Origin of the sequence: Bacillus sp. FSL R5-0820, from assembly GCF_038593385.1 — a bacterium.
GTDB classification, from domain to species: domain Bacteria; phylum Bacillota; class Bacilli; order Bacillales; family Bacillaceae; genus Bacillus; species Bacillus altitudinis.
Genome location: NZ_CP151991.1, coordinates 544,200 through 569,347, shown reverse-complemented (window position 1 = coordinate 569,347; position 25,148 = coordinate 544,200). Strand labels below are relative to the sequence as shown.

At 40.2% G+C, this 25,148-nt stretch carries 32 protein-coding genes and 1 pseudogene; 14 read left to right on the top strand and 19 right to left on the bottom strand.

What is annotated here, in order from left to right; genetic code table 11:
* Positions 1 to 3: 3 nt before the first annotated feature.
* The 4 genes from NST15_RS02850 to NST15_RS02835 form a co-directional block, all read right to left on the bottom strand.
* Positions 4 to 627 (bottom strand): nitroreductase family protein, encoded by a 624-nt coding sequence (locus tag NST15_RS02850; RefSeq protein WP_017358432.1) that lies wholly within the window; start codon positions 625 to 627, stop codon positions 4 to 6.
* Positions 611 to 1,084: a MarR family transcriptional regulator gene (locus tag NST15_RS02845; RefSeq protein WP_007496406.1), complete on the bottom strand. Its 474-nt coding sequence runs from the start codon at positions 1,082 to 1,084 to the stop codon at positions 611 to 613. The genes NST15_RS02850 and NST15_RS02845 overlap by 17 nt, the downstream gene beginning before the upstream one ends.
* Positions 1,085 to 1,192: 108 nt before the next feature.
* Positions 1,193 to 1,732, bottom strand: a complete 540-nt coding sequence (locus NST15_RS02840; protein ID WP_082181633.1) for a dihydrofolate reductase family protein — start codon at positions 1,730 to 1,732, stop codon at positions 1,193 to 1,195.
* A 79-nt stretch (positions 1,733 to 1,811) separates the two neighbouring features.
* The gene (locus NST15_RS02835; protein ID WP_039962522.1) at positions 1,812 to 2,363 is read right to left on the bottom strand and encodes a TetR/AcrR family transcriptional regulator; all 552 of its coding nucleotides are present in this window, start codon (positions 2,361 to 2,363) and stop codon (positions 1,812 to 1,814) included.
* 150 nt (positions 2,364 to 2,513) lie between these two features.
* Here NST15_RS02835 and NST15_RS02830 point away from each other — a divergent pair, with 150 nt between their 5' ends.
* The 3 genes from NST15_RS02830 to NST15_RS02820 all read left to right on the top strand — a co-directional run bounded on the left by NST15_RS02830 (position 2,514) and on the right by NST15_RS02820 (position 4,122).
* Complete coding sequence (locus NST15_RS02830; RefSeq protein ID WP_342498834.1) at positions 2,514 to 3,137, top strand: GNAT family N-acetyltransferase; 624 nt, start codon at positions 2,514 to 2,516, stop codon at positions 3,135 to 3,137.
* A gap of 68 nt (positions 3,138 to 3,205) precedes the next feature.
* Positions 3,206 to 3,601, top strand: a complete 396-nt coding sequence (locus tag NST15_RS02825) for a VOC family protein (RefSeq protein WP_008346708.1) — start codon at positions 3,206 to 3,208, stop codon at positions 3,599 to 3,601.
* On the top strand, positions 3,598 to 4,122 hold the full coding sequence (locus NST15_RS02820; protein WP_007496416.1) for a GNAT family protein: 525 nt from the start codon (positions 3,598 to 3,600) through the stop codon (positions 4,120 to 4,122). The genes NST15_RS02825 and NST15_RS02820 overlap by 4 nt, the downstream gene beginning before the upstream one ends.
* A 12-nt stretch (positions 4,123 to 4,134) precedes the next feature.
* Here the strand turns inward: NST15_RS02820 and NST15_RS02815 are convergent, their stop codons facing one another.
* Entirely contained in the window at positions 4,135 to 4,404 is a 270-nt protein-coding gene (locus NST15_RS02815; RefSeq protein ID WP_039962528.1) for a YesK-like family protein, read from the bottom strand.
* 51 nt (positions 4,405 to 4,455) lie between these two features.
* Here NST15_RS02815 and NST15_RS02810 point away from each other — a divergent pair, with 51 nt between their 5' ends.
* A complete protein-coding gene (locus NST15_RS02810) occupies positions 4,456 to 4,929 on the top strand; it encodes a GNAT family N-acetyltransferase (protein ID WP_342498833.1) in 474 nt (157 codons plus the stop codon).
* Here NST15_RS02810 and NST15_RS02805 read toward each other — a convergent pair.
* A complete protein-coding gene (locus tag NST15_RS02805) occupies positions 4,921 to 5,709 on the bottom strand; it encodes a GNAT family N-acetyltransferase (protein ID WP_342498832.1) in 789 nt (262 codons plus the stop codon). The genes NST15_RS02810 and NST15_RS02805 overlap by 9 nt on opposite strands.
* A 161-nt stretch (positions 5,710 to 5,870) precedes the next feature.
* Between NST15_RS02805 and NST15_RS02800 the strand changes: the two genes are divergently transcribed.
* Both NST15_RS02800 and NST15_RS02795 read left to right on the top strand, forming a co-directional pair.
* Positions 5,871 to 6,311, top strand: coding sequence for a LytTR family DNA-binding domain-containing protein (locus NST15_RS02800; RefSeq protein ID WP_255233616.1), 441 nt, complete (start codon positions 5,871 to 5,873; stop codon positions 6,309 to 6,311).
* Positions 6,308 to 6,724, top strand: a complete 417-nt coding sequence (locus NST15_RS02795; RefSeq protein WP_017366684.1) for a hypothetical protein — start codon at positions 6,308 to 6,310, stop codon at positions 6,722 to 6,724. The genes NST15_RS02800 and NST15_RS02795 overlap by 4 nt, the downstream gene beginning before the upstream one ends.
* A gap of 34 nt (positions 6,725 to 6,758) precedes the next feature.
* Here NST15_RS02795 and NST15_RS02790 read toward each other — a convergent pair whose 3' ends face one another.
* Positions 6,759 to 7,961 carry an MFS transporter gene (locus NST15_RS02790; protein WP_019743353.1) on the bottom strand — a complete coding sequence of 401 codons (1,203 nt, stop codon included), beginning with the start codon at positions 7,959 to 7,961 and terminating at the stop codon, positions 6,759 to 6,761.
* A gap of 31 nt (positions 7,962 to 7,992) precedes the next feature.
* Positions 7,993 to 8,598 (bottom strand): TetR/AcrR family transcriptional regulator, encoded by a 606-nt coding sequence (locus NST15_RS02785; RefSeq protein WP_058214397.1) that lies wholly within the window; start codon positions 8,596 to 8,598, stop codon positions 7,993 to 7,995.
* A gap of 137 nt (positions 8,599 to 8,735) precedes the next feature.
* Here NST15_RS02785 and NST15_RS02780 point away from each other — a divergent pair, with 137 nt between their 5' ends.
* From NST15_RS02780 to NST15_RS02770, 3 genes are all read left to right on the top strand, one after another.
* Positions 8,736 to 8,921, top strand: a complete 186-nt coding sequence (locus tag NST15_RS02780) for a hypothetical protein (protein WP_065459917.1) — start codon at positions 8,736 to 8,738, stop codon at positions 8,919 to 8,921.
* Positions 8,922 to 9,024: 103 nt separating this feature from the next.
* On the top strand, positions 9,025 to 9,477 hold the full coding sequence (locus NST15_RS02775; RefSeq protein ID WP_019743356.1) for a MarR family transcriptional regulator: 453 nt from the start codon (positions 9,025 to 9,027) through the stop codon (positions 9,475 to 9,477).
* A 56-nt stretch (positions 9,478 to 9,533) separates the two neighbouring features.
* Complete coding sequence (locus NST15_RS02770; RefSeq protein WP_065459916.1) at positions 9,534 to 10,427, top strand: alpha/beta hydrolase; 894 nt, start codon at positions 9,534 to 9,536, stop codon at positions 10,425 to 10,427.
* A 34-nt stretch (positions 10,428 to 10,461) separates the two neighbouring features.
* Here NST15_RS02770 and NST15_RS02765 read toward each other — a convergent pair whose 3' ends face one another.
* Positions 10,462 to 11,610, bottom strand: coding sequence for a type II asparaginase (locus tag NST15_RS02765; RefSeq protein WP_342498831.1), 1,149 nt, complete (start codon positions 11,608 to 11,610; stop codon positions 10,462 to 10,464).
* Positions 11,611 to 11,635: 25 nt separating this feature from the next.
* Between NST15_RS02765 and NST15_RS02760 the strand changes: the two genes are divergently transcribed.
* Positions 11,636 to 12,208: a UPF0715 family protein gene (locus NST15_RS02760; RefSeq protein WP_175580543.1), complete on the top strand. Its 573-nt coding sequence runs from the start codon at positions 11,636 to 11,638 to the stop codon at positions 12,206 to 12,208.
* A 152-nt stretch (positions 12,209 to 12,360) separates the two neighbouring features.
* Here the strand turns inward: NST15_RS02760 and NST15_RS02755 are convergent, their stop codons facing one another.
* From NST15_RS02755 to NST15_RS02735, 5 genes are all read right to left on the bottom strand, one after another.
* Positions 12,361 to 13,122 (bottom strand): SDR family NAD(P)-dependent oxidoreductase, encoded by a 762-nt coding sequence (locus NST15_RS02755; protein ID WP_035704259.1) that lies wholly within the window; start codon positions 13,120 to 13,122, stop codon positions 12,361 to 12,363.
* 111 nt (positions 13,123 to 13,233) lie between these two features.
* Entirely contained in the window at positions 13,234 to 13,611 is a 378-nt protein-coding gene (locus NST15_RS02750) for an MmcQ/YjbR family DNA-binding protein (protein ID WP_035704258.1), read from the bottom strand.
* A gap of 150 nt (positions 13,612 to 13,761) precedes the next feature.
* On the bottom strand, positions 13,762 to 14,655 hold the full coding sequence (locus NST15_RS02745) for an alpha/beta hydrolase (protein ID WP_072368487.1): 894 nt from the start codon (positions 14,653 to 14,655) through the stop codon (positions 13,762 to 13,764).
* Positions 14,656 to 14,844: 189 nt separating this feature from the next.
* Complete coding sequence (locus tag NST15_RS02740; RefSeq protein WP_019743363.1) at positions 14,845 to 16,284, bottom strand: DHA2 family efflux MFS transporter permease subunit; 1,440 nt, start codon at positions 16,282 to 16,284, stop codon at positions 14,845 to 14,847.
* Between the two features lie 72 nt (positions 16,285 to 16,356).
* Complete coding sequence (locus NST15_RS02735) at positions 16,357 to 16,935, bottom strand: TetR/AcrR family transcriptional regulator (RefSeq protein WP_156061563.1); 579 nt, start codon at positions 16,933 to 16,935, stop codon at positions 16,357 to 16,359.
* Between the two features lie 214 nt (positions 16,936 to 17,149).
* Here NST15_RS02735 and NST15_RS02730 point away from each other — a divergent pair, with 214 nt between their 5' ends.
* A complete protein-coding gene (locus NST15_RS02730) occupies positions 17,150 to 17,860 on the top strand; it encodes an alpha/beta fold hydrolase (RefSeq protein ID WP_342498830.1) in 711 nt (236 codons plus the stop codon).
* 244 nt (positions 17,861 to 18,104) lie between these two features.
* Entirely contained in the window at positions 18,105 to 18,836 is a 732-nt protein-coding gene (locus tag NST15_RS02725; protein ID WP_342498829.1) for a glycoside hydrolase family 16 protein, read from the top strand.
* A gap of 42 nt (positions 18,837 to 18,878) precedes the next feature.
* On the opposite strand, the gene NST15_RS02720 is transcribed toward NST15_RS02725, so the two are convergent.
* Positions 18,879 to 19,280 (bottom strand): MerR family transcriptional regulator, encoded by a 402-nt coding sequence (locus NST15_RS02720; protein ID WP_017366673.1) that lies wholly within the window; start codon positions 19,278 to 19,280, stop codon positions 18,879 to 18,881.
* Positions 19,281 to 19,503: 223 nt separating this feature from the next.
* Between NST15_RS02720 and NST15_RS02715 the strand changes: the two genes are divergently transcribed.
* On the top strand, positions 19,504 to 20,553 hold the full coding sequence (locus tag NST15_RS02715) for an NAD(P)-dependent alcohol dehydrogenase (protein ID WP_050826995.1): 1,050 nt from the start codon (positions 19,504 to 19,506) through the stop codon (positions 20,551 to 20,553).
* A gap of 250 nt (positions 20,554 to 20,803) precedes the next feature.
* The gene (locus NST15_RS02710; RefSeq protein WP_050826994.1) at positions 20,804 to 21,265 is read left to right on the top strand and encodes a CarD family transcriptional regulator; all 462 of its coding nucleotides are present in this window, start codon (positions 20,804 to 20,806) and stop codon (positions 21,263 to 21,265) included.
* Positions 21,266 to 21,522: 257 nt separating this feature from the next.
* Here the strand turns inward: NST15_RS02710 and NST15_RS02705 are convergent, their stop codons facing one another.
* The 4 genes and pseudogenes from NST15_RS02705 to NST15_RS02690 form a co-directional block, all read right to left on the bottom strand.
* A complete protein-coding gene (locus NST15_RS02705) occupies positions 21,523 to 21,726 on the bottom strand; it encodes a cold-shock protein (protein ID WP_003214229.1) in 204 nt (67 codons plus the stop codon).
* 347 nt (positions 21,727 to 22,073) lie between these two features.
* Positions 22,074 to 23,085, bottom strand: a pseudogene (locus tag NST15_RS02700) (NADP-dependent oxidoreductase).
* 216 nt (positions 23,086 to 23,301) lie between these two features.
* On the bottom strand, positions 23,302 to 24,051 hold the full coding sequence (locus tag NST15_RS02695) for an SDR family NAD(P)-dependent oxidoreductase (protein WP_218676838.1): 750 nt from the start codon (positions 24,049 to 24,051) through the stop codon (positions 23,302 to 23,304).
* A 182-nt stretch (positions 24,052 to 24,233) separates the two neighbouring features.
* On the bottom strand, positions 24,234 to 25,019 hold the full coding sequence (locus NST15_RS02690) for an SDR family oxidoreductase (RefSeq protein WP_342498828.1): 786 nt from the start codon (positions 25,017 to 25,019) through the stop codon (positions 24,234 to 24,236).
* Between the last annotated feature and the right edge of the window lie 129 nt (positions 25,020 to 25,148).

Genomic DNA, 25,148 nt, shown 5'->3' with positions numbered 1-25,148 from the left:
ATCTTATAAATATGTCACAAATTCAGAGACCGGCTTGCGGTAGCCTCTCGCTTGTCTGCTCTCTACTTTTTCTTTTCCGAGTGTAATCATTAATACAGGAACCAAATCTGATTCGATATTTAACACCTTTTTCATTGCTTCGGGGTCAAAGCCGATCATCGGGCAAGTATCCCATCCCTTGTTTTTGGCGGCAAGCATAAATAGCATGGCAGATAATGAAGCATTGCGAATCGCCTCTTCTTTCTGAAAGTCTGATCCTCTCTGCTCATAAAAACTCATCGTCTCTCTGACCATTTCCTCATATTGTTGCGCATTTAAGATGCCGAGCATTTTTAGGCCTTCATAAATGTTTCCTGCTTGCTCATAAGCTTTCGGATCGCCGAGCACAATGATCGCTGCTGAAGCGGAATGCACCTTATATTGTCCAAATGCAGCATCTCTTACTTGCTCTTTAAGCGCTTCTGATTGAACGACGACATATTGCGTATGCTGTAAATTAAAGGCTGAAGGTGCCAGCTTCACTTCTTCAAAGATACTATTAAGCTCTTCTCTCGAAATCGAGATATTTGGCAAAAAATTTGATGCTGATCGTCTTTCACGTACCAATGTATCAAAGCTGTGTGTCATCTTGTTTCCCCTTTTCGTGAAGTTGTTTTGCACCTAAACCGATTTTTTTCAACCATTCAATGAGCTGCTCTTTTTCCTCTGTTTCGATAAAGGACAGATTTTGTGAAATGACATCTGTATGTTTTGGAAAAATATCGTCAAATAGCTGCTTCCCTTTATCTGTCAGTAATACATGGAATACACGTTTATCAGAAGGTGCACATTGTCTTTTGACTAATTCTTGTTTTTCTAATTTGTTGACCACATAGGTGATGCTCCCACTTGGAATGGATAGAATCTCACTAATTTTTTGAACGGGATGCGGTCCCTTACTATACAGTAATTCAAGAATTTGAAAGTTTTCAAATCCGATATCATAACGTTCTATGTCTTTTTGGATATTTGCAAAAAGGGCATGATAGGCTTTCATCCACACTCGGAAAAGCCTTAAGTCTAATTCCTGATCTTGCTGCACCATGGCAACTACTCCTTTTTCAATAAATCCTAACACTAGGATAAATTTATCCTAACACTAGGATATTTTCTTGTCAACGTGTTTGTTTGATTAAAAAAAGACCCCTTTGATTTAGTGGTCTTCTTTTAACACAAAATGCATTTCAGCAATTTGTTTGTATTGATTCACTTGTTGTAATGAAAATCTAGATTCCTGTTCAGTTGGAGGAAAAAGAGGGATTCCTTTTCCAATCATGACAGGTGCGATTTGGAGATACAGCTCATCGACTAATCTTTCTTTTAATAATGCTTGAAGCAGTTCCCCGCCTCCTAAAATCCAAATATGCTGGCCTTTTTCATTTTTTAAATTTTTGATAAAAGAGAGAACATCTTCACGAACGATGTGGGTTCCTGTATGACTGTCTTGTAAAGTGCGAGAAACGATATAACATGTCTTGTCTTCATAAGGAAACCCATCAGGTGAGAGCTTTAGAACCTGTTCGTATGTGTTCCGTCCCATGATCAGCGTATCGACTGAAACATAAAATTCCTCATATCTCGTATCCTCTTCGCCCTCTGTTCCTATGAGCCAATCTAAACGGTGATCATCCCTTGCTAAATATCCATCAATGCTCATTGCCCCATAAAATAGTAATTTCCTTTTCAATCTCACCACTCCCCGCCTCAAATAAGAACGTACATTCCCATTTTAACAGAAAGAATAGAAAAAGGATATATGATCAATTCATTTCTTACGATTCCTGTTCTACCTTCATAAGAAGCTTGTACAAGACGTGTGCAAGCTGCCCTGCTTCGACTGTCATCCCTTCATGAATCCATTCCTCCAGTACACCAACAACACCAGACACAACAAATGAAGCCTCAATCTGTTCACGTTCCGTAATCTGACGCTGATCAAGTTGCCACTCTTTCATGATTTTTTCTTTAAAAAACGCTTTAAATTGATTCGTCGTTGGGCTATTCGGTTTGACAAATAACGTCATCATGAATTGTTTTTCTTTTAAATACTCAGTTGTTTTGTTTAAAAAGGACAGCATATCAAGCGGGTCCTGGCTTGGAAACGATTCATCGTACAGTCCGCCAAGCTGATTAAATAGTTCCTTCTCAAGCTGTTCATGCAAATCAAATACATCTTGGTAGTGCAAATAAAAGGTCCCTCTTCCTAAATCCGCTCTTCTAGATAGCTCTGATACTGTAATTTGCTGAACATCTTTTTCCTTTAAAAGCTCAAGAAAGCTTTCCCGTATCGCCTTTTTGGTTTTGATTGTTCGTCTATCCTTCATCAAACACCCTCCATTTTTGAACAATCTGGCTATACCTGTCTATTTATGAACAAGAGATCATTCATTGCCGATGTTCGGTTTATTTTCCTCTTATTATAATAAACACATGTTCAATAATCTATATCTGTTCAAAAAAAGGAGGACCATCATATGCTTCAATTCAGACTTGCTAGAGAGGATGAACTGCCTCAAGTGGCAGCGTTGTTAGATGATTCATTTCAGAACTATTCATTTTTTGATTTATTATGCGAAAAGGTGACCAAGCGTTCTGCTTTCGCCCGTCAGTTGCATTTGATCAATACAAAGGTATATTTTCAGCATCAAATCTGTTTGGTCGGGGTTCAGAACGAGAAAATTGTGTCTGCCGCCCTGTTAAAACATCCCCGTCTTCCTGAACCAGGACTCATGGATTATGTGTTATCTGGTGGGTTAAAGCTACTCTTTACTGGCGGCATATCGGCGATTCAGCATGTGTTCCGTATGTTAAAGGAGGCAAAAAAAGCGTGTTCCTCCTTAAAGAAACCTTACTGGTATTTAGAAGCTCTTGTCGTTGCAAAAGACCAACAAGGAAAAAAACTTGGAAGCCGTATGCTAAAGCAATGTCTTTTCCCCTTTATCGCCCGGCAAGGCGGCGGACTGTTCACACTGATTACACACAACGAGGCCAATCGTCATTTCTATCGAAAAAATGGGTGGACGGAGTTTGATGAGAGAGTACTGCACGGAGAAAACATGTCCCTAGAAAGCTGGAGTTATAAAACCGTGATCAAATAAGGTATCTTCTTCAAGGGATGATATAATAGAAACAGTTCAAACAATGATCATACTTGGAGGAGAGACTGATGATACGACGACTTGATCATATCGTGTTGACTGTACAACATATGGAGGAAACCATTCGCTTTTATACAAACGTATTAGGAATGAAGGAAGAAACTTTTGGAGAAGGCCGTAAAGCCCTTCGTTTTGGCTTACAAAAGATCAACCTTCATGAAGCGGGTCATGAATTTGAACCAAAAGCTGCTCATCCCCAGCCTGGATCTGCTGACCTGTGTTTTATCACCGATTTAGATATAGACAGTTTATTGCTTCATCTTCGAAAGCAGGTTGTTCCAATTGAAGAAGGTCCGGTCAGACGTTCTGGTGCATTAGGTCCGATTGAATCCATTTATATCCGTGATCCTGATATGAACTTAATTGAAATCTCCCGATATATAGAGGAGGCTGATCCATCATGACTCGATTATTCTTGAGACCGATTGAAGAAAAAGATTATCCTGGTATTCATAGAGGATGCCAGCATGCAGAAACACTTTATATGACTGGCACACGCAAAACGTTCACACTAGAAGAAATTCGTTCAGCCTATACCCGTTTTCTGCAGGATGACAGTAGACGAGACTTTGCTATTTGTCTGCTAGACACGAAAGAAATGATCGGGGATGCGGCGATTGTGGATATTGATCCGATAAACCATACGGCAAGTTTCCGCATTGCGCTACATGGTCCAGAGCATTTTCACAAAGGGTATGGCACTGAGGCTGTTCGGATGGTTCAAACATTTGCCTTTGAGACGTTAGAACTCAATCGGCTTGAGCTTGAAGTTTTTTCCCATAACCCACGAGCCTTTCGAAGCTATGAGAAAGCCGGATTTCAATATGAAGGAAAAAGACGTCAAGCGCTCTATTTCAACGGTGCTTATTCGGATGTCATCATGATGGGCATCCTTCGTGAGGAATACGCTAGAATCAAATCATAAAGATGTCCCAGCCTACAAAGGGTCATCTTTTTTTAACAAATGAAGCCCTGTAACGATGATCAAACAAATGATAGAAGAGAGAACGATAGAGACGCTTGATATGCTGAGCGCCATCCCTTCCCATCTGCCAATGAAGAAACTGCCGATCAATAACAGCAATCCAAACAAAGTGATACATACCGGAACAATCAGCCCGGCATGGCGATGCCTGCGTCTTTTTCCTGCCCACCACGAGAGACAGAGCACAATGACAGTAAAAATAGCGGTTTGTAGCCAGAACATATCGCATCAACTCCTTTTCTTTTTTATCTTATGACAACGGAGGTTTTTCCAATGAATATTAGACCGATTCAAAAGCAGGACAATCCTTTTATCGCGGCCATTATCCGCCAGTCATTAGAATCAGCGAATCTTGCGATTGAAGGTACAGCCTACACAGACCCACACCTTGATCAGCTTTTCGAATACTATCAATCATTGACTCATGCAGCCTATTGGATTGCCGAAGAACATGTTGAAATTGTTGGTGGCGTTGGCATTGCCCCTTTCACAGATGGCATTTGTGAGCTGCAAAAGCTTTATTTAAGTCCAAAAGCACAAGGCAAAGGTGCGGGCAAGAAACTGATGGATATGGCCCTCCAATATGCCGCTACATACTACGATGCTTGTTATTTAGAAACCCGCAGTGAATTAACAGCCGCTACTGGTCTTTATCAACGGTATGACTTTTCTCTTCTTCCTGCACCGATTGAAGGCTCAGAGCATTCTGCCATGGATGCTTGGTATCTCAAAACCTTTTCAGCGTGAGGCATAAAATAAGCGATACGTCTTTGTCCACTGAAAACCTAGCTTCTCTGCCAATTTGGCCGAGGTTGCGTGATGGACATCGCAATCCCAATGCGGTGTCCTCCCTTTTTCAACACAGATGCTGATCATTTGCTGAGCTGCTAACAAAGCCAACCCTCTTCCACGGCAGGCTTCATCTGTCCAAATATCGATTTCCACACGTTTTTCACTTGAAAAAATAGAGATACATTCACTGACCACGTCTTCACCATTTAAGATGGCAACTCCGACGCCATTAGATAAAAAGTGATCTACTCCTCCCCAATATGCTTCATAATAGCTGGATGGGAATACTTTGCTAGCGGCAATGACTTGTTCATTCGTGCGTTTGATCATTTCGTCTTGATCAGGCACAATCAGATCAGGAGAGGTCAAGTCATAAGAATACGCATGTCTTTGCATTTCATTCAGTTGGGAACCGAAGCATTTTTTCATTATCTCATCTGATGCTGGATTTGCTGAAAACAAAGTGAACCGTCTGTTATCTCTTTTCTGCTTTTTATAAACATCTACAATGAACGTTGAACATAATGAGAGTGCTGCTTCTGTCCTGCCTGCGACATAATAAATGCCGGTTGTCGTCCCTGCAAAATAGACACACGGGTGCTCTCGGTGATCCACATATAAATCTCCTTGTATCACGCCATCGAGTATCGCATCTACGAACACTGGATAGGCAGGATCAATCCGCAGAATTTCCTCTTTCACCGCTCCTGTCCTTTGTTGATCTACCAGATACAACATCATTCCTCCATTCACGAACGAGTATCTTTTCATTATAAAGGAAAGCCGTAGACACGCGGTGAATCTTTGCAACAAAAAGAATTCTTCTGCATCAAAGCAACATTCAATCGCATTCGCTTTCATCTATTGCTATGCTCATTGTGAGAGGAGGTTTATGGATGAAATTTCGTTTGATCTGGAATCAAGAAAAGGATGTGACGGAAGTAGACGTCATCAGCCATCCACATAATCAAGAACGTTTACAAAAGATTGCATCAATGCTGGAGACAAGTACATCTCTAACGGTCAAAGATCCAAAAAATGATCGGCAGTCTCTTTTACCATTAGAACAAATTGAAGCGATCTCTGCGCTTGGACATCTGTCAAAGGTGATCACGACTCAGGGTACGACGTATTTTCTCAGTAAACGGCTGAAGGATCTGAAGTCGTTAGAGCGTGAACATTTCTATCGTATCAACAATGCAGTCATTCTCAATTTAGCGCAAGTCGACAGCTTTGTCGCTGGTACGTACGCTCGCTTAGAGGTCGAAACCATCTCGAAAAACAGCTACACCGTCAGTCGTCATTACGCCAAATATATAAAGGAGCGATTCAAATGATCAAGGAACTAAAACATCAATTTATGCAAACAGCTTTTGTCTCTATCGTATGGCTGACACTCATCCTGTCAATCACTCAATGGTCATCCTCTATCCCTTTTCATTACGTGTGGCACATCATTGCCATCGGTACTCTGGCAGGCATCGTCTTTGGGGTCATGTATCCTTTACTATGGAACTACTTTACCTTTCCAGCACCCATCAACATTCTGATCTCCACTGTCGTCAATTTAGGATTTCAAGTAGGAGCCGTCGCTTTATATTCGACTGCACTGCTCGAATGGATCATGCCTTATTTTATCGGTATTGCCTTTCTCACATTAGTAGGCCATATCATCGCCTTTCTATTTTACAAAAAGCAACAAAATCAAAAACTGGCGCAGGCACTGAATCACCTGAAGCCACAGCCTTAAAAAAAGAGACCTTATTTGAAAGGTCTCTTTTCTATTATTCTGCTGATGCCTCTTCTGTCGCCTTCCCCTTCCAAATAAGGGTTAAGCCTAACCCAAGAAATAAGACAACACCTGCAAACAGGAATGGGAAATGAATATTTTGATCGAATAATATGCCGCCAAGTGCCGGGCCAAAAATCGTACCAAGGCTTGTGTAGGTAGAGTTCATCCCTGCGACAAATCCTTGCTGATTGCCAGCGATTTTTGATAAGAAGGTCGTGAGCGCAGGGCGCAATAAATCGAACGCAAGGAAAATCACACACGTCACGATCAGCACAACCATAAAGCCTGACACGACTGTGGAAACAAAAGCGAGAACTGCTCCAACAATCAAGCATAGTTGAATAACTCGTTTCTCCCCAAGCGCATTCACCATTTTACCAAACACGAGGACTTGGATGATGACGGCTACAATTGAACTGACGGTAATGATAATCGCAATATCCTTTGGACCAAATCCAAACTTGTGATTTGTAAACAAGCTAAAGACCGTTTCATATGCAGATAGTCCAAACGCCAGCACAAACACAATGATGAAGGCAATGAGATAGCTTGGATGGATTGATTTTTTTAAGTCTTTAAAGAAGGTCGAATCCTTCACTTGATCCATTTGTTTCTCTCGCTCTTCTTTTGTTAATGGTTCCTTCAGCATAAACATAGACGAAATCACGGCAATAAATGCAATCCCTGCTGCAAAGAAAAACGGCAGGCGAACGCCATATTCTGCAATAAATCCGCCAATTCCCGGGCCGATGATAAATCCGGTACTAATAGCAGCGGATACATACCCCATTGCCTTTGATCTTTCTTGAACGGTTGTGATATCAGCGACATAGGCAGTGACAGCCGGCATGATAAATGCTGCACTAATACCGCCAAGAACCCTTGCAAAATACAGAACATATACGTGTGTTCCTAAGCCAAAAACGAGTTCTGATAACGCAAATAGAAAAAGGCCTGACACAATCATGATCTTTCTTCCGTATCGGTCTACCCATCTTCCCGCAATAGGTGATGCGATAAGCTGTGCAACGGCAAACGCCGCCACAAGATATCCCATCGTACTGCCCGTTAAATGCATGACATTCATAAAGAGCGGCATGACAGGTATAATCAGACCGATACCTAAAAACGCAATAAATATATTACTTAATAAAATAACAAGTACGGCTTTTTGCTCACGAATCGGTTTTTGCATGATGTTTGTTTCCCCTTTACTGACTCACTTGTTACTCATGATGGTTGATTCCGTGAATAAACAATGAGATCGCCTCTTTTTGTAATTCCTTTTTCTGCTGCATCGTGTCATTTTTATATAACACGTCTAATCCATAGAATACGGAAAGTAATATTTTCACTTTTGATTCAACATGCTGAATCGACCAGCTACCATCTTCGTTTCCTTCAAGCAGGATGTCTCTCATCACATCATCAAAGTCTACATCAATCTTGTTCAGCCGCTCCATGACTTCATCTGATGTAAATGCACTGGCGCAAAATTCTTCACTCGCTCTCATTAGAGGATAGTTAATCCCCATTTGACTAAGCAGCTCTGCAAATCCTGCGAGCTTATCAATGGCCCGGTGCAGCATTTGTTTCTGTTCATGCCACGTCTCCATCATGAATCGATGATCCTCTTCCATAATATGAAGGAACAAAAACTCTTTTCCTTTAAAATGATGATAAAGGTTGCCTTTACTAATCTCAGCCGCCTCTAAAATATCTCGCACGGATGTTTCGGAATATCCTTTTTTCGCAAATAAATCACGTGAAGCGGTGACAATTTTCTGCTTCGTCTTTTCACTTTTTCCAGCCCCGCTTTGTGTACTTGTCATCTATGAACAATCCCTTCTACCTTGCTTTTCTTCACACGGACAAATAAAACCGACCAGTTGGTTTATTTTTTTATTATAAATGGAGATCGCCCATAATACAATGAAAAAGTCCTCGACTTCCAAAGGAGTGAATCTAAGTGAAAACAAACAAAACGATCATTTTTGCCATCACCAAAAAGGACGTATACTTGTTTTTCTTTTATGACCTGTTCATTGCCATCTTGGTCTATTACCTATTTAAAATCAAACCAACTATGTTTTATGAATGCTTAGGGATGACAGGAAGTATTCTTTATCCATTGTTGATGAGAAAGTGGAGGTAGAAGTCATTTTCTCCTCAAGTCTATCTCTCTTTTATTTAATTTTCCTTAACATTTAACTTCACTTAAATATTAAGATCACATATAATATAGGAGAAAAGAGGTGATGTCATTGGATGAGGATATCATTCATTACAGCAAAAAAATCATTGAGTACTCAAATGCACTAGGTTCTATCTATGTAGAAGAGTATCAACGATTCTTAAAAAATGAGTATGCAGATTTAACAAGCAAACAAGAACTGACACTTGAATTGCTGCGGTCGAAGACGAGAACAATCAATGAACTAGCTGATTATTTCTCCATTTCATCTAGTGCCGCTAGCCAGCTCATATCAAAGCTTGAACAGCTTGGATATGTGAAAAGAGAGATTAATCCACATAACCGTAGAGAAATCATTGTTGATTTTGCTCAAAAGGGCCATGACTATCATAAAGATATTGAAAAAATTCAGCTGCATCTTATTCAAAAATACTATGCCAAGCTTTCAAAAGAAGATCTAAAAACATTATTATCGCTTTACGAAAAAATCTATCAAATTGCGAAAGAAACGCCTTAACCCGGCGTTTCATGCATGAATATGTAAGCTAGATAAACGATGAAGGGGATGATCATATGGACAGGATTCATTTGCAAGATGGACGTCATATTGGTTTGTCTCAATACGGTGATCTTGAAGGATTCCCAGTATTCTTTTTTCATGGGACACCTGGATCGAGAGTGATGTTTTTAGATGATGATCCAATCTCAAAAGAGCTTGGCATTCGTCTTATTTCTTTAGACAGACCTGGTTTTGGTTTATCTGATCCGCAACCGAACCGCACTATTTTAGACTGGGCAAAAGACGTACAGGAAGTGGCAGATCATCTTGACATCTCCCATTTTTCAGTGATTGGTGTCTCTGGAGGCGGGGCATTCGCTGCTGGTTGTGCCTATCAATTGCCAGACCGCATTCTTTCGGCTGCTCTCGTCTCAAGTACCACCCCATTTCAGGATGGTAAACCGCCTAAAAGTATGCTAAAAGAGAACAAGATTGCCTTTTTCCTCAGTAAAAGAATGCCTTGGCTCTTAAAGGCAAGTTATCGCGCTCAAAAAAAACTAATTGAAAAAAAACCAGAGAAATTCAAGAAACTAACGAAAAAAGGGAACAAGCATTTACATCCATCGGATCGGCAATTTCTTCAAACCGATGAGCAACTGGAGCTGATGATGCGGCATTTATACGAAGCCACTCGTCAATCGGTTGATGAATGTATTCATGAACCAGATTTACTCTCACGGTCATGGGCATTCGATATGAAAGATATAAAAATCCCTGTGGATGTCTGGCATGGAAAAGAGGATCAGATGGCCCCTTTTGCAGAGATAGAAAGCATTGCTCCCAGCATTCCAAACGCCAAAATGCACTATATCGAGCAAGCAGGACATTTTCTGACTGATATAGATGATGTTTGGAGAGACATTTTACTCTCTTTAAAAAAACGGGCTGAACATCAGGTACACATATAAAAAAGACCCAATGATACGTCGGGTCTTTTTCTTTTTAATACTGCTCGTAATAGGATTGAATTTTATCTGGATCTTTTGTTTTCGTCAGAGCCAGCATGAGTAGAATGCGTGCTTTTTGTGGATTTAATGAATCCGATGAGACAAAATGATGTTCATCATCCATTTTTTCATGTGTGACAATGCCATTTCCTGCACGGCTTGACCTCACAATCACCACGTCTTTTTTCACAGCATCTGTTGCCCCATTGATCGCTTCTGTTGACATCGTTCCATTTCCTGCGGCGGCAACGACAATGCCCTTCGCTCCTGCTTTAACGGCAGCATCATACACATACTTTTGATCATTTTGATAGCCGTATAAGATATCCACTTGCGGCAGCTCTTTTAGCTTTGAAATATCGAATTCACTGTCAGCTGTATGTTTTCTTGTCGGTTCGTTATAAAAAGAGACAACTTCACCAGCCACTTCTCCAATGTACCCTTGCTCAAGAGACTTGAACGAATCGGTTGTGGTGGTATTTGTCTTCGTAATAAAACGAGCAGAGGCAATTCGGTCATTTAATGTCACCATTACACCTTTGCCTTTGGCTTCTTTTGTCGAAGCAATTTTCACTGCATGATACAAGTTAAGCGGGCCATCCGCACTAATGGCAGATGCTGGCCTCATGGAACCCACGACCACCACAGGCTTATCACTTTTTACAACCAAATGTAAAAAATAGGCCGTTTCTTCTAACGTATCTGTACCATGTGTCACCACAATGCCATCCACTTGATCATCATTTAAAAGCTGATTGACTCGTTTCGCTAATTTTAAAAGAAGAGCGTTATCCACATTTTCACTGCCGACGTTCGCTACTTGCTCACCCGTGACATTTGCAATATCCTTCAGCTGTGGTACGGAAGCAATGACTTTATCGATTCCAAGTGCACCAGATTTATATCCAGTCGTATCCGTATTACTGTCTGAACTACCGGCAATCGTTCCGCCTGTTGCCAGCACCTTAATATTGGATAAAGACTTGTTCCCTGTCTCAACAGCCGTGTTTTTTTCTTTTGTTTCACTTGTAGTGCTTTCTTGATTACTTTGATTATTCTCTTGAGTGCTATCGTTCGCACAAGCTGCGGTCACCAATAGTGAAACAGTAAGAAGGGCAGCACCAAACCATTTTGTTGCGTTCATAAGATCATCTCTTTTCTTAAATGTGATGAATAATTATCTGTCTATAGGGTTTACTTTATACCATTCCTTCATTCATCAGCATGAGGTGAAAGTCACAGAACCAAATAAAGGAAAAAGGACACTATTATCAAAATTTATTTATATCTTAATACCTAAATTGACTTCAGAAATTGTTCTCAACCCATTTATGATAAAATATAGGAAATCTTACAAAAAAGGAGTACATACAGTGCTTTCCGTTCAACCATTTTACAAAATCCTACTCACACTATTCTTCAGTTCCATTTTACTCAGCTTGTTCGTATGTTTATATCCACCGATTCAGGGCGAGCCTGCGTTTATGATGCTTTACACTCCCATCTTTTTTGTTTATTATTTCATCTTTGCGGTACCTTTACAGTTGTTGTTTTCTTTACAGCCCAAGGCTTTTCATCCTCTTTATTTAGCGGCTTACTTACTGATAGCAATGATTGTCATGCTTTTTGTTATGGATGGAATTGAGAGCTCCACATCCCTTCCGATCATAATTGTCAGCAGTCTCATCTACTGGACCTGCGATTCTTTCATTCATCAAAGAATGCATAAAAAAAACACCTAATGTGTAGGTGTTTTTATCTATTCTAGTATGTGTTGACAGTGACCCACATTATCCAAGACATCTTTCGGCGCGGTGACCTACTGATGTGATCATGGGTTTTGAATGATGAATAAGAGTCGCTAAGAGAATCTATCCTCAGTGATTGGAACTTTTTATTTCATGCTTGTGCCAGCGTGTGAAAAAATGGGGTCCTTCAATTCAAAATCAAATGTCTTCCCATCAACGATACCAACTGTTTTTGAACTGTCGTAAAGCTCAAGCAAGAACGCTGCCATTTCTTTTGATGTGTGATATTTCTTGATAGTGCCTTCATATTCGAATTGATCGACATCTAATGAACGCTTTGCAAATTCCGATTCTGTCGCAGCAGGCGCTAATACTTTTGCCTGTAATTTGGCTCCTTTTTCTTTCAATTCTAGGGCCAGCCCTTCAGTAAAGGCGCTCACATAAAATTTCGTGGCTGAATAAGTGACGGCATTGGCGACGACGGTATAACCCGCTCTTGAAGAGATATTGATTAGCTGCGTCCCCTCTTTTTGCTCATAATCACGGACAAACAGAGTGGATAAAATTGTTAACGCTTCAATATTGAGATGAAGCATGTCCCCGATTTTTTTCACATCCTGCTCTCCTATTGAACCAAAATGGCCAAACCCGGCATTATTAATGAACGTATCCAGCTCGTCACCAGCTAATGACTCATAGAAAGAATACACTTGCTCTCTGTCTGTTAAATCAACAGATTGGACTTTCACTTGAATATCGGGATATGTTTCTAGAATCTTTTCTTTCAGTTCTTGGAGTTTATCAAGCCGGCGTGCAGCTAAGATCAAATTTTTTCCTCTTGCTGCAAATGCCAAAGCCGTTTCATATCCAATACCTGAACTTGCCCCTGTAATGACTGTATAGCCCATTGTATATCCCCCTATTCGTATCTTCTAGCTGTTTAAAGTATAGCGAGAGCATGTGACCTTAGTCAATTTTGAAGAGATTCAAAGAGTCATGAACAACTGAACGTTCAGCATTTAATCGGTTTCTTTTGAATCATGTTGGAGGGTAGCCTGCTGAGCTTTTTTTGTTAATTTGTGAAAAACCAGTTGATAGGAATGTTCAATTAGCTCTTCGACAAATGAAGATGGAATATCTGCATCAAGATAAATAGAATTCCAATGCGTCTTATTCATGTAATAGCCGGGAATAATTCCTTCATGCATTTCTCTTAATTCTTCAGCACGTTGCGGATCACATTTTAAAGTGATGACTGGCTTGCGATCGACGTCTCCCCCCATCATGGCGAACATCTTTCCACCTATATGATAACGATCTGCCTGCCACTCAGGTTGATAGTCGTGGGTTGCTCCTTGTAAAGAAAGACAAAATGCCTGTAGTGTCTCTTTTTTCATTCTATTAGCTCCTTTTTAGATGTCTTCTATCTTTCTATTATATCGACAGCTGCGATTGTTGTATCTATACTTCTTTTCAAGACGTCAGCAAGAACACAAAAAAAGCACAGAAATAAAGGTCTGTGCTTTTTACTGATATCCGAATATTTCTTATTCAAACGCCTTCTTAAGCTGATCGCTCATCAAATGCCAAGCCTCTTCAGCTATCTTTAAATCTCCGGCATGAGTGAACGCATGAGGAACTCCTTTAAATTGTTTATATGTGACATCTACCCCTGCTTCTTTTAACCTGTCCGCATAATGCTCAGCTTCTTCAGCTAGTGAATCCTTCTCAGCTGTGATAACAAGAGCTGGGGGCATTTGTGCTAAGACTTCTCTCTCCGCAAAGACTGGAGAAACGAGCGGATTGTGCGGATCTTGACCTTGCAGGTAGAAGGCATTAAACAGTCTCGCCATTTCAACTGGAATTGCTTCTTCAAACGCTGGCTTTTGTGCTGGATCAGTAGCTAAATCAAGCGGCGGATAATCAAGCACTTGATAGACAATCGGAAGTTTGTTCCCTTTTTGGATATCAAGCAGACAAACCGCTGTTGCCAAATTCCCACCTGCACTATGTCCGCCAATGGCTAATCGATTTGGGTCTATTTGTAGTTCATCAGGATGTTCATATAACCATTTCATCACATCGTAGCATTCATGAAGAGCGGATGGGAAAGGGTGTTCCGGTGCCAGCTGATACTCCACATTGACGACGATACACTCCGCACGATCTGCTATGACCGGACACCAGTGATTATCCATTTCAGCACTTCCAAGTATAAAACCGCCCCCATGCAAATTCACGAAAACAGGTAGGGGTTGTTTCAATGTTTTCACAGGTTTAAATACCCACACCTTTGTTTCACCAGCACCTGTTGGGATATCATATTCCATTTTGTTCACTTCAGGAGGGTGGACTGGCTTTAGTTCTGATTGACCAGCTAATGAATCTTCAGGTGGTTGACGTAATGACTCAGCCATTTTGATTTGTTCGTCTAAGTTCATGATCTCAGCTCCTATCTTATTCTTTTATCTCTATCCATTCGTTACGAATTTCGCCTTTTCCTTCAATGTCGTCAGAGAGTCGTTGCTTTTTATCTATCTCCCCATTTTCAGCCCCTTTGAAACAAGCATGAACCCTATGTATAAATAAAAAAAGCACTGCGGCGCTAAGTCCTCAGTGCTTTTCATATATTATGATACTTGTTGTTCTACTTTCACTCGTTTAATAAAGAAAGCAATTACCAAGCCAATCACTGTCATGATGACAGCAAAGATAAAGGCATGCTGGACGCCATTTGTAAAGGCGAGCAGCTGATTGACTGGATTTGCGGGATCAGCCACATTTTGCATAAAACTGCGAGCTCCTGATGAAAGGATCGAGATACCAACCGCAGTCCCAATCGCTCCTGACACTTGCTGCAATGTATTCATAATCGCTGTACCGTGCGGATATAGCTCTGGCGGCAGCTGATTCAAACCGTTTGTTTGGGCAGGCATCATGATCATCGCAATCCCAACCATTAACGTAATATGAAGCGTCACGATATAACCGATTGACGTATTCATACTTAAGTTCGTGAAGCCAAACATGGTCGCTGCAACGATGACAAGACCTGGGATGACAAGCCATTTCGGCCCAAATTTATCAAAAAGCCCACCCATGATTGGCGATAGCAGTCCATTGATAATTCCACCTGGCAATAGCATTAAACCAGCTGTAAATGTAGACAGTGCCAAGGACGTTTGCAGATATAATGGCAAAATCATCATAGCAGACAGCATCACCATCATACACACTAAAATCAGGAGTAACCCGATCACAAACATTGGATATTTAAATGGGCTTAAATTCAACATCGGTTCTTTCATGTTTAACTGTCTTAGGGAGAACACAAGAATGCCAATGACACCTACAACAATCGCCACAATCACATGCATACTGCTCCAGCCGCCGCCTTCACCGGCACTGCTAAAGCCATACACAATTCCACCGAAACCGATGGTTGATAGCACAATCGATAAAATGTCGATTTTCGGTCTTGTGGGTTCCGTAATATTTTGCATAAAAATATACCCAAATACGAGTGCAGCAACTAATAACGGAAGCGAAATCCAAAAAATCCAATGCCATGTTAACGATTTAAGAATGAGACCAGAGACCGTTGGACCAACTGCTGGGGCAAACATAATGACAAGACCGATAATCCCCATTGATCTACCTCTTTTATGAGGCGGAATGATGACCAAAATCGTATTAAACATCAATGGAAGAAGCAAGGCTGTTCCTACTGCCTGCACCACACGTGCCACCATTAAAATACTGAAGACTGGTGCAACGGCCGCAATAAATGTACCGATGATCGAAAAGACCAGTGAGGTTATGAAAAGCTGTCTTGTTGTAAACCATTGAAGAATGAGGCCTGAAATTGGAACAAGAATACCTAGTGTTAATAAATAGCCGGTTGTGAGCCACTGAGCAGTCGTTGCTTCAATACCAAAGTCTAATGTTAAACTTCTCAGCGCCATGTTTAATGCCGTTTCACTGAACAGTCCAATAAATCCAGCTGTGATAAATGAAATAATAATGGGCAGCGTTCGAATGTCGGAAGCTGCTGTTTGTTGTTTGTTCATATTAAGTTGGCTCCTTTTCTTTTTCAATATTGAGCAATCTTAGGAAGTCAGGCTAGTCAGAAATGAGCCACTTCATTGTCGTTGAAAAACAGATAAAATTTGTTTTTCCGCAGCGAATTGTGCAATTTTTTCGATTGAGTAGCCGGATTCATGAATATAAAACATGAGTTCAGGCGTCATTGGAGAGGACATACATAATGTCGTCAACTCAATGTCTTGTATGTTCGCTTCTCCTTTTTCTTTCGCTTCCTCGAGCAAATCACGAATGATTTGTTTGAGTGATTGACTGTAATGAGAATCATACACCTTACTTGTCTGCTCTAAATTTCCAGAGATCGTCAGCATCCGAATCCAGTCTAAGTGATGACCAACGATGAGATGGATCTCCTCGAGAACATATTGCAAACGATCTTGAACTGGCTGATCACTTATTTTATTTAAGTAAAGATGCAAAGCAGGGATCAGCTGTTCAAATCTCTCACCAAGAATAGAGAGACACAAATCACTTTTATTTGCATAGCGGCGATAAAGGGTCCCTTGACCAACACCAGCTGTTTTTGCGATTTTATGCATGCTGACATTCTCTACACCAAACTCTTGAAACAAAGAGAAAGCGACCTCTTCAATTTCCTTTCCAATATCCTTTTCCATGCTACCTCACCTTCTTTAGCTTCATCCACATCACATCTATTTGTATGTTTTGAATCAAGGCTCTTTAGGTTTCATTTAGGACAATTGTCCCGGTATTATCTTACGGACAACTGTCCGCTTTGTCAATCATTCTTTTCTGGCGATTTTTATTATCATTTGACTAATCCACCTGTTGTAACTATAATGGTTACAAAAAGTGATAGAGGTGATTGGATTGAATACATTCCTATTCGTTCATGGTGCATTCCAAGGAAGCTGGTGCTGGGACCAAATAAAACCTTCTCTTCAACAGAAAGGTCATACAGTGATAGCAATTGATTTACCTGGCAGTGGCGAAGACGCCACGCCTCCACAGGACGTATCATTAGAGAGCTATGTAAACAAAGTCGTCACAACGATTGAAAAAATAGACGAACCCGTTATTTTAGTTGGACACAGTATGAGCGGGATGGTGATCTCACAAGTAGCTGAGAACATTCCAGACAAGATCAAAAAACTAGTATATGTCTGTGCATTTGTTCCTGAAAACGGACAAGCTATTAGTGATATCGCATCAGGCGGTCCTAAAGCAACGTTTGACGAAAAGAATCAGACCATCACATTAATGGAAGAATTCATTGCGGAGGATATGCTCAACGAAAGTTCGGAGGAAGATCTGCAATTGTTTAAAAAGAAAATACGTCCACAGCCTGTTCAGCCTTTTGAAGATCAAGTTTCATTAACCAATGAAAGATTTGGAAGAGTGCCCAGTGTCTATATTGAAACAACATATGATCGCTCCATTCCGATTGACTTGCAAAGACAAATGTATGCCACTAAACCTTTTGAGCGCATCTATACCCTTGATGCCGATCATTTCCCTTTCTATTCTAGAAAAAAAGAGCTTGTGGACTGTTTATTAGATATCGCAGTTACAGAAAGATAGTAAACAGCATAAGATAAATATTTTGGGATGAAAAAGAGAAAACATATGTAAAGGATGAAAAACCCAATCAACACTACTGGCGTTTTTGATCCTTTTCTATTGATACCTCAATTCCCATGAAATAAGAGAAGATTCTATCAAACTCAACTGCTTAATATCAGAAATTAGACCGATTTTCCATTTTACAAGAATCATGTATGATCAATTAAGAAAGCGCTTCCAAAAAGGAGAGGAGAATGCTTATATGTCTTATCGTGTAAAACGGATGCTGATGCTGCTTGTCGCTGGGTTATGCTTGAGCTTGTCCACATTTACAGCTGGTGCCTCGGCACAAACCGGTGGATCATTCTATGAACCCTTTAACAATTACAATACCGGGTTATGGCAAAAAGCTGATGGGTACTCGAATGGAAATATGTTTAACTGTACGTGGCGCGCAAACAATGTCTCCATGACGTCGTTAGGGGAAATGCGATTATCGCTCACTAGTCCTTCGTATAATAAGTTTGACTGTGGGGAAAACCGCTCCGTTCAAACATATGGCTATGGACTTTATGAAGTCAGCATGAAACCAGCCAAAAATATTGGGATCGTATCTTCGTTCTTTACTTATACTGGACCGACGGATGGTACACCTTGGGATGAGATTGACATTGAGTTTCTCGGAAAAGATACCACGAAGGTACAATTTAACTATTATACCAATGGTGTCGGAAATCATGAAAAAATCGCCAACCTTGGTTTTGATGCAGCAAACTCTTATCACACATATGCGTTCGACTGGCAGCCTAACTCGATTAAATGGTATGTGGACGGTCAATTAAAACATACGGCTACTACTCAAATCCCTCAAACACCAGGAAAGATTATGATGAACTTATGGAATGGTGCAGGTGTCGATGAATGGCTCGGCTCCTACAACGGTGTTACTCCACTTTACGCTCATTACAATTGGGTACGTTACACAAAAAGATAACCACATCACAAAACCTGTGACAAGTCACAGGTTTTTCTTCATTTAAATAGAGCTCGTTTTTAATTGATGAACTAGTTTTTGTTCGTAACTGTGGATAATATCTTCATAACTTTCAATCTTGTAATCTAACCGTTTAATCGTTTCTTCGATTTCCTTTTGTTTGTCTACGAGTCTTTCTCTCTCATTGACCAAAATACGCTTCCTTGAGGACAATGTACGATCCTCTCCCTCGATAAATAAAGCCGTATATTCTCTAAGAGCATCAATTGACAGACCCGCATTTCTCATACATTTAATAAATTCTATCCATTGAATATCTTCTTCTGTATAATCACGAACACCATTTTCATCACGCCTGATCGGTCTAATTAAACCTATATTCTCATAATACCTGAGCGTAGCAGTAGATAAATCGAGCTGCTTGGCTGCTTGTGCTATTTTCATTGTTTTCACCCTTCTCTTCTTTCTCTTACTTGACGATCTCCCTTTTCCCATCATCTCCATTTTAATCGAGAAGACAAGATACTTTTGGCTCAAATCTTGATTCAAGGCTGATACTAAAGCCTGAATTCAGGCGATCAGAAGGTTCTATGTTGACTTAAAGTTCACTTTAAGACGTACAGTATAGAGGAAGGACCGAATCTTACTTTTGAAAGGATGATCAAGAATGTGTCAGACGCACCAGTCAAACGTTTTAAGTGTTTCCCATGCAAAAGCAAACTTTGAACGGACAACCATTGAACGAAGAGCACTTCGTCCACATGATATTTTAATTGATATTCAGTTTAGCGGGATCTGTCATTCAGATATCCACAGTGCCTTTGATGAATGGGGCGGCGGTATTTTCCCAATGGTTCCGGGTCATGAGATTACTGGAGTTGTTTCAGCTGTAGGGGATGCTGTCACGAAATTCAACATTGGTGATCGTGTAGGCGTCGGTTGTTTTGTCGATTCTTGCGGTACATGTGAATATTGCCAAAATGGAGATGAGCAATATTGCAAGAAAGGAGTCGTTCAAACTTATAATAACCTCGATTATGATGGAGAACCAACTTACGGCGGCTACAGTCAGAAAATTGTTGTGACAGAACGATTTGTTGTCAATATTCCTGACCAGCTCTCCCTCGATGTCGCCAGCCCTCTTCTCTGTGCCGGCATCACAACGTATTCTCCGTTAAAACACTGGAAGGCTGGGCCTGGCAAAAAAGTGGCGATTGTCGGAATGGGCGGTCTAGGTCATGTCGCCATTCAATTTGCACGCGCACTTGGCGCTGAAGTGACTGTATTAAGCCGCTCTTTGAATAAAAAAGAAGAGGCACTGTCATTTGGTGCAAAAGACTATTTTGCTACAAGTGACCCTGATACGTTTAAGACACTAGCCGGTCAATATGATCTCATTCTCAATACCGTCTCTGCCAATATCAACGTGGATGCCTATTTGTCCTTACTTCGTGTTGACGGAACATTAGTGAACGTCGGTGCACCACCAAAGCCAGACAACTTCCATGTGTTTTCATTAATTACGGGGCGTCGCAGCATCGCCGGCTCACTCGTTGGTGGCATCCAAGAAACACAAGAAATGCTCGATTTCGCAGCTGCTCACAATATCGCACCACAAATTGAAGTGATCAACGCAAACCAAGTCGATGAAGCATATGAACGTGTGCTAAATAGTGATGTGCGTTATCGATTTGTGATTGATATTTCAACATTATGATCGGATTCTATTTGGAAAGACCAGCTCAATGTCTGGTCTTTTTTTAATGATGGATATTCTGTTTTTCTTGTAGCAAGGATTCTTGAGGATATGATCAAAAACCACCCGAAATTTTCATGAAAAAATCTCACTTTTTTAGAACCAAATTTATTGACAGAAAATAAATAAACATGTTATTATTAAAAATTTGATCATTTTACCTCTAAATGTGGTACCCTTAAAGTAGATACATGATATGGAGGCGGATGATATGTTTCAAATTGGTGATAATATTGTTTATCCAATGCACGGAGCAGGTATAATTGAAGCCATAGAAGAAAAAGAATTCTCTGATGAAAAACAATCGTATTATGTCATTAAGATGGCCGTTAGCCATATGAAAGTGATGATTCCTACAAGGAAGATGTCAAGGTCAAAGATAAGACCTGTTACAGATATACTTGCCTTAAAGAACATCATACACACTTTCCAAAATGGAACATCAGATAAGTTATTGCCATGGAAAGAGAGATATAAAATCAACACAGACAAAATAAAAACGGGCCACATACTAGAAGGCGCTGAAGTGGTACGTGATCTCATGCGGATGAAGAAAGAAAAAAAACTGAATGCAAGCGAAAAGAAAATGCTTGACGATGCTCATGGTTATTTACTTAGTGAGCTAGAAGTCATCAAAGGAATCACTGAAAAACAAATCAAGAGTTTCTGCTAATATTGTCTACCTGCTTCCCCATTTTTTGAATACATTTTCTCTACGAACAAATCCCCCTATCTTCGACCAGTAAAGAAAAAGAAATTATTTAGGGAAATTCCGCATTTTGTAAATCTAATATGATATACTGTTACTAACCTTTGAAGCATGAAATTTTTACGAATACCTTGCACCATCTCCCTACTTGTACGCTAAGTAGGGTTTTTTCATGCAAAAAAACAGGCCCTCTGTAGAGAACCTGTTTTAAAAAATGAAGATTAAGCAGTTTTTTGAACGTTAGCAGCTTGAGCTCCACGAGAACCTTGCTCTACGTCAAAAGTTACTTTTTGACCTTCGTCTAAAGATTTGAATCCGTCACCTTGGATAGCTGAGAAATGTACGAATACATCGTCGCCTTCTTCACGTTCGATAAATCCAAAACCTTTTTCTGCGTTAAACCATTTTACTGTACCTTGTTCCATGATTGTTGCCTCCTCGTGCGTTTACCACACAATGTATTATACTATCCTTGCCCAAAGTACCCTCAAGACGAAAAGTCAATCTTCATACTATCCTTTACGCCGAACAAAAATAATTACTTTTTATTATAGCATGAATCGGAAATAATTGCAATTTGTTGATTTATAACCGTACCTGATGTTGTTACAAACATATTAATCCTTTTAAAAAAGGGCATTTTCGATTATAACGAATGAGAAATTCAATCATTAAGGGCTTAAACAAGCTCTATATATACTGGGTTATTCACTTCACCTTAGCTTTTTGTTTTATTCAGTTTATAATAAACCCTTTACAATTTCTTTCGATTTTAAAAACGAACAATCACTTTCCCTTTCGGCCGTCCATTTGCGACTAGTTTTAGCGCTTCATTTACGCTTTCTATGGTGAATATGGTTGGATGAATTGCTGGTACAATATTGTTATCTTCAATAATTTTTGTCACCTCTTTCAGTTGTTCACCGTCAGAACGAACGAAGATAAAGCGATATTCCACGTTTTGTTTTTTAGCTTTGCGTTCATACTTTGCACCAGCAAGGGCAAATAACATTTGTTTCCACCGCGGGAAATTTCGATCTTTCCCGAAATGTTTATTCGGACCTGTCCGAAGAGAGCAATCTTCCACCCGGTTTGATGATACTCAATTCACGATCAAATTCTTTAGGTCCCAATGTATCAATCACGTAATCGACATTCGACAACAATTCAACATAGTCTTCAGTTCTATAATCCAAATATTGAGATGCACCCATTTCCAAGATGCGTTCGCGCGCCTCTGCACTGCCGCTAACAATGACGTGTAAGCCCATTGCCTTTGCGATTGGTACAGCCATTTGCCCAAAACTCCCTGATCCGCCTGGAATGAAAACAGTTTCTCCCGATTGTACCTCAAGCTCTTCATGTAAGCCTTGATACGCTGTGAGTCCAGCAAGTGGTGCTGTAGCAGCTTCCACATAGGTTAAATTTTTTGGCATGAGGGCAATAGAACCAGCATCAATTGCGGCATATTCTGCAAAGGCGCCAATCTTTTCTATAGGGAGACGTGTATAGATGGCATCTCCTACGTGAAATTCTGTCACAGCTTTCCCGACTTTTTCGATCACTCCTGCCAATTCATTACCTAGCGTTAATGGGAATTCACCATCTTGAATGAGTTTGACACTTCCTCTCATTGTTAATATTTCAAGTGGATTGACCGCCGCAGCTTTGACATTTACTAAGACTTCATTGTCAGCGATCTCTGGAATTGAAATGTCATTGATTTGTGCATAGAGATTTTTTGAGTACTTAGTGATCTGAGCTGCTTTCATGAGTGTTTTCATTTTTCATTAACACCCTTTCATAGAGTTACTTTTATCATTTAAAATGTTTAATCGTTTAGGTGGAGGGAAACTTTTATTAAAATCAATCCACCACCTAAACCTTAAATACTTACAAAATTACCTTTTTCATTTGACAATCCCTTTTTAAGAACGATCATTCTTAAATATTTATCATTCTAATCGGTTACTCCGTTTTTCACGTGTATTGTTAAGATACTAAACGCCTAGTATTGGATAGATTTGATCTCTTAAATTGAAATTGTAGCTTTCATCTACAATACCTACGACTTTATCGTTGTCATAAAGTTCCATCATAAAACCAGCCATTTGCTTAGCTGTGTGATACATTGGCATAAAGTTTTTGTAATCAAATTCTTCTACATCCTGTGCAGTTTTCTCAAATTCTGTTTCAGTCACTGCTGGTGCTAAAACTTTTGCCTTCATTTTTGCACTTTTAAGCTCTAGTTCTTTTGCAAGCCCTTCTGTAAATGCACTTACAAAATATTTAGATGCAGAATAGGTAATACCACCAATATAAGTTGCATATCCAAGTGCAGAAGATACGTTAATTAATTGAGTTCCCTCTACATGAGAATAATCACGTACAAAAAGTGTAGAAAGGATTGTCAAGGACTCGATATTAAGACGTAACATGGACTCTACTTTTTTTAAACTCTGATCCGAAACAGAAGAAGATTCACCAAGACCAGCATTGTTAATCCACGTCTCAACTTGATATTCCTTTAAATTCTCATAAAGTTTATATGAGTTGGCTGTGTCAGATAAATCACTTGTACGAATGATCACATCTACATCTGAATGACTGTCTTGAATTTTTGATTTAAGCTCTTCCAATTTATCTAATCTTCTAGCCACAATAATTAGATTTTTGCCACGAGCAGCAAATGCTAATGCTGTTTCATATCCAATACCTGAGCTTGCTCCTGTAATAACTGTATACTTCATATCATTCTCTCCTCAAAATCATATTTTTAATTCATTAATCGATATGACACAACACGTATTTCTAGGTTTCTGTCTTTATAAAAGTCTCTGCAATTCTCCCAACATCCATTTAATCCATTTCTGGGTTTTGGCTAGAATGGCAGATCATAAAACACCCCCACTCCAAGTCACCCTCAATTAGGTCAATGCCCTGTTCTTTGCTGTGTGGATCTGACCATACGGGTCACCATTTTGCGTGGCATCAACCTCGGAAGAAATGCCATGAATCGGTTGCGAGCACCTGGTATTATGAAGGTCTTGCCGCGTAAGAAGCCTCGGTACCCTTCCTCAGCCACCTGCCCGGCCTCCATGATAGTACCACTCTGGAACAACTTCGATTCACTAATACCCGAACGATCAACGAAGCCGGTTGACGTAAGTCCCGGACATAGAGCCGTCACAGTCACTCCTGTGCCGCTCAACTCGTTCTCCAAAGCCTCGGTGAACGACAGCACGTACGCCTTCGTTGCGTAGTAAACCGACATCATAGGTCCCGGAAAAAAAGCCACCAACGAAGCCACATTCATCACGCCTCCTTGGCCCCGTTTAACCATATCCGGCAAGAACAGTTTCGTCATCACAGTCAAAGCCTTGATATTGACGTCAATCATATTCGTCTCTTGTTCTAAATGCGTCTCCAGGAATGTTCCGTACAAACCGAAGCCGGCATTATTGACAAGATAGTCGACGACGATCCCCTTCTCCTTGAGCTCAGCAAAAATCTCCGCCGGCACGCCGGGTGACGCCACATCCTTGGCGATGACCGTCGCTTGACTGCCATACCTTTTACGATATTCTTTTGCAAGTTCAAAAAGCTTACCCTCACTACGCGCCACCAGTACTAAATTATATCCTCCCTTAGCAAAACGATCTGCCAACTCTTTTCCAATCCCACCAGATACTCCAGTGATAAGAACAGTTTTTTTCATTTTATAGCAAACCTCCATTTTCAGTTTAATTTTTACCATAGTCTGCTATCGCTAAAGCTAATTAAAATTCTCTATATTTTTTAACGCACATGTATCTTTTAAAAGAACCTAAGAAAAAAGGATGTGACC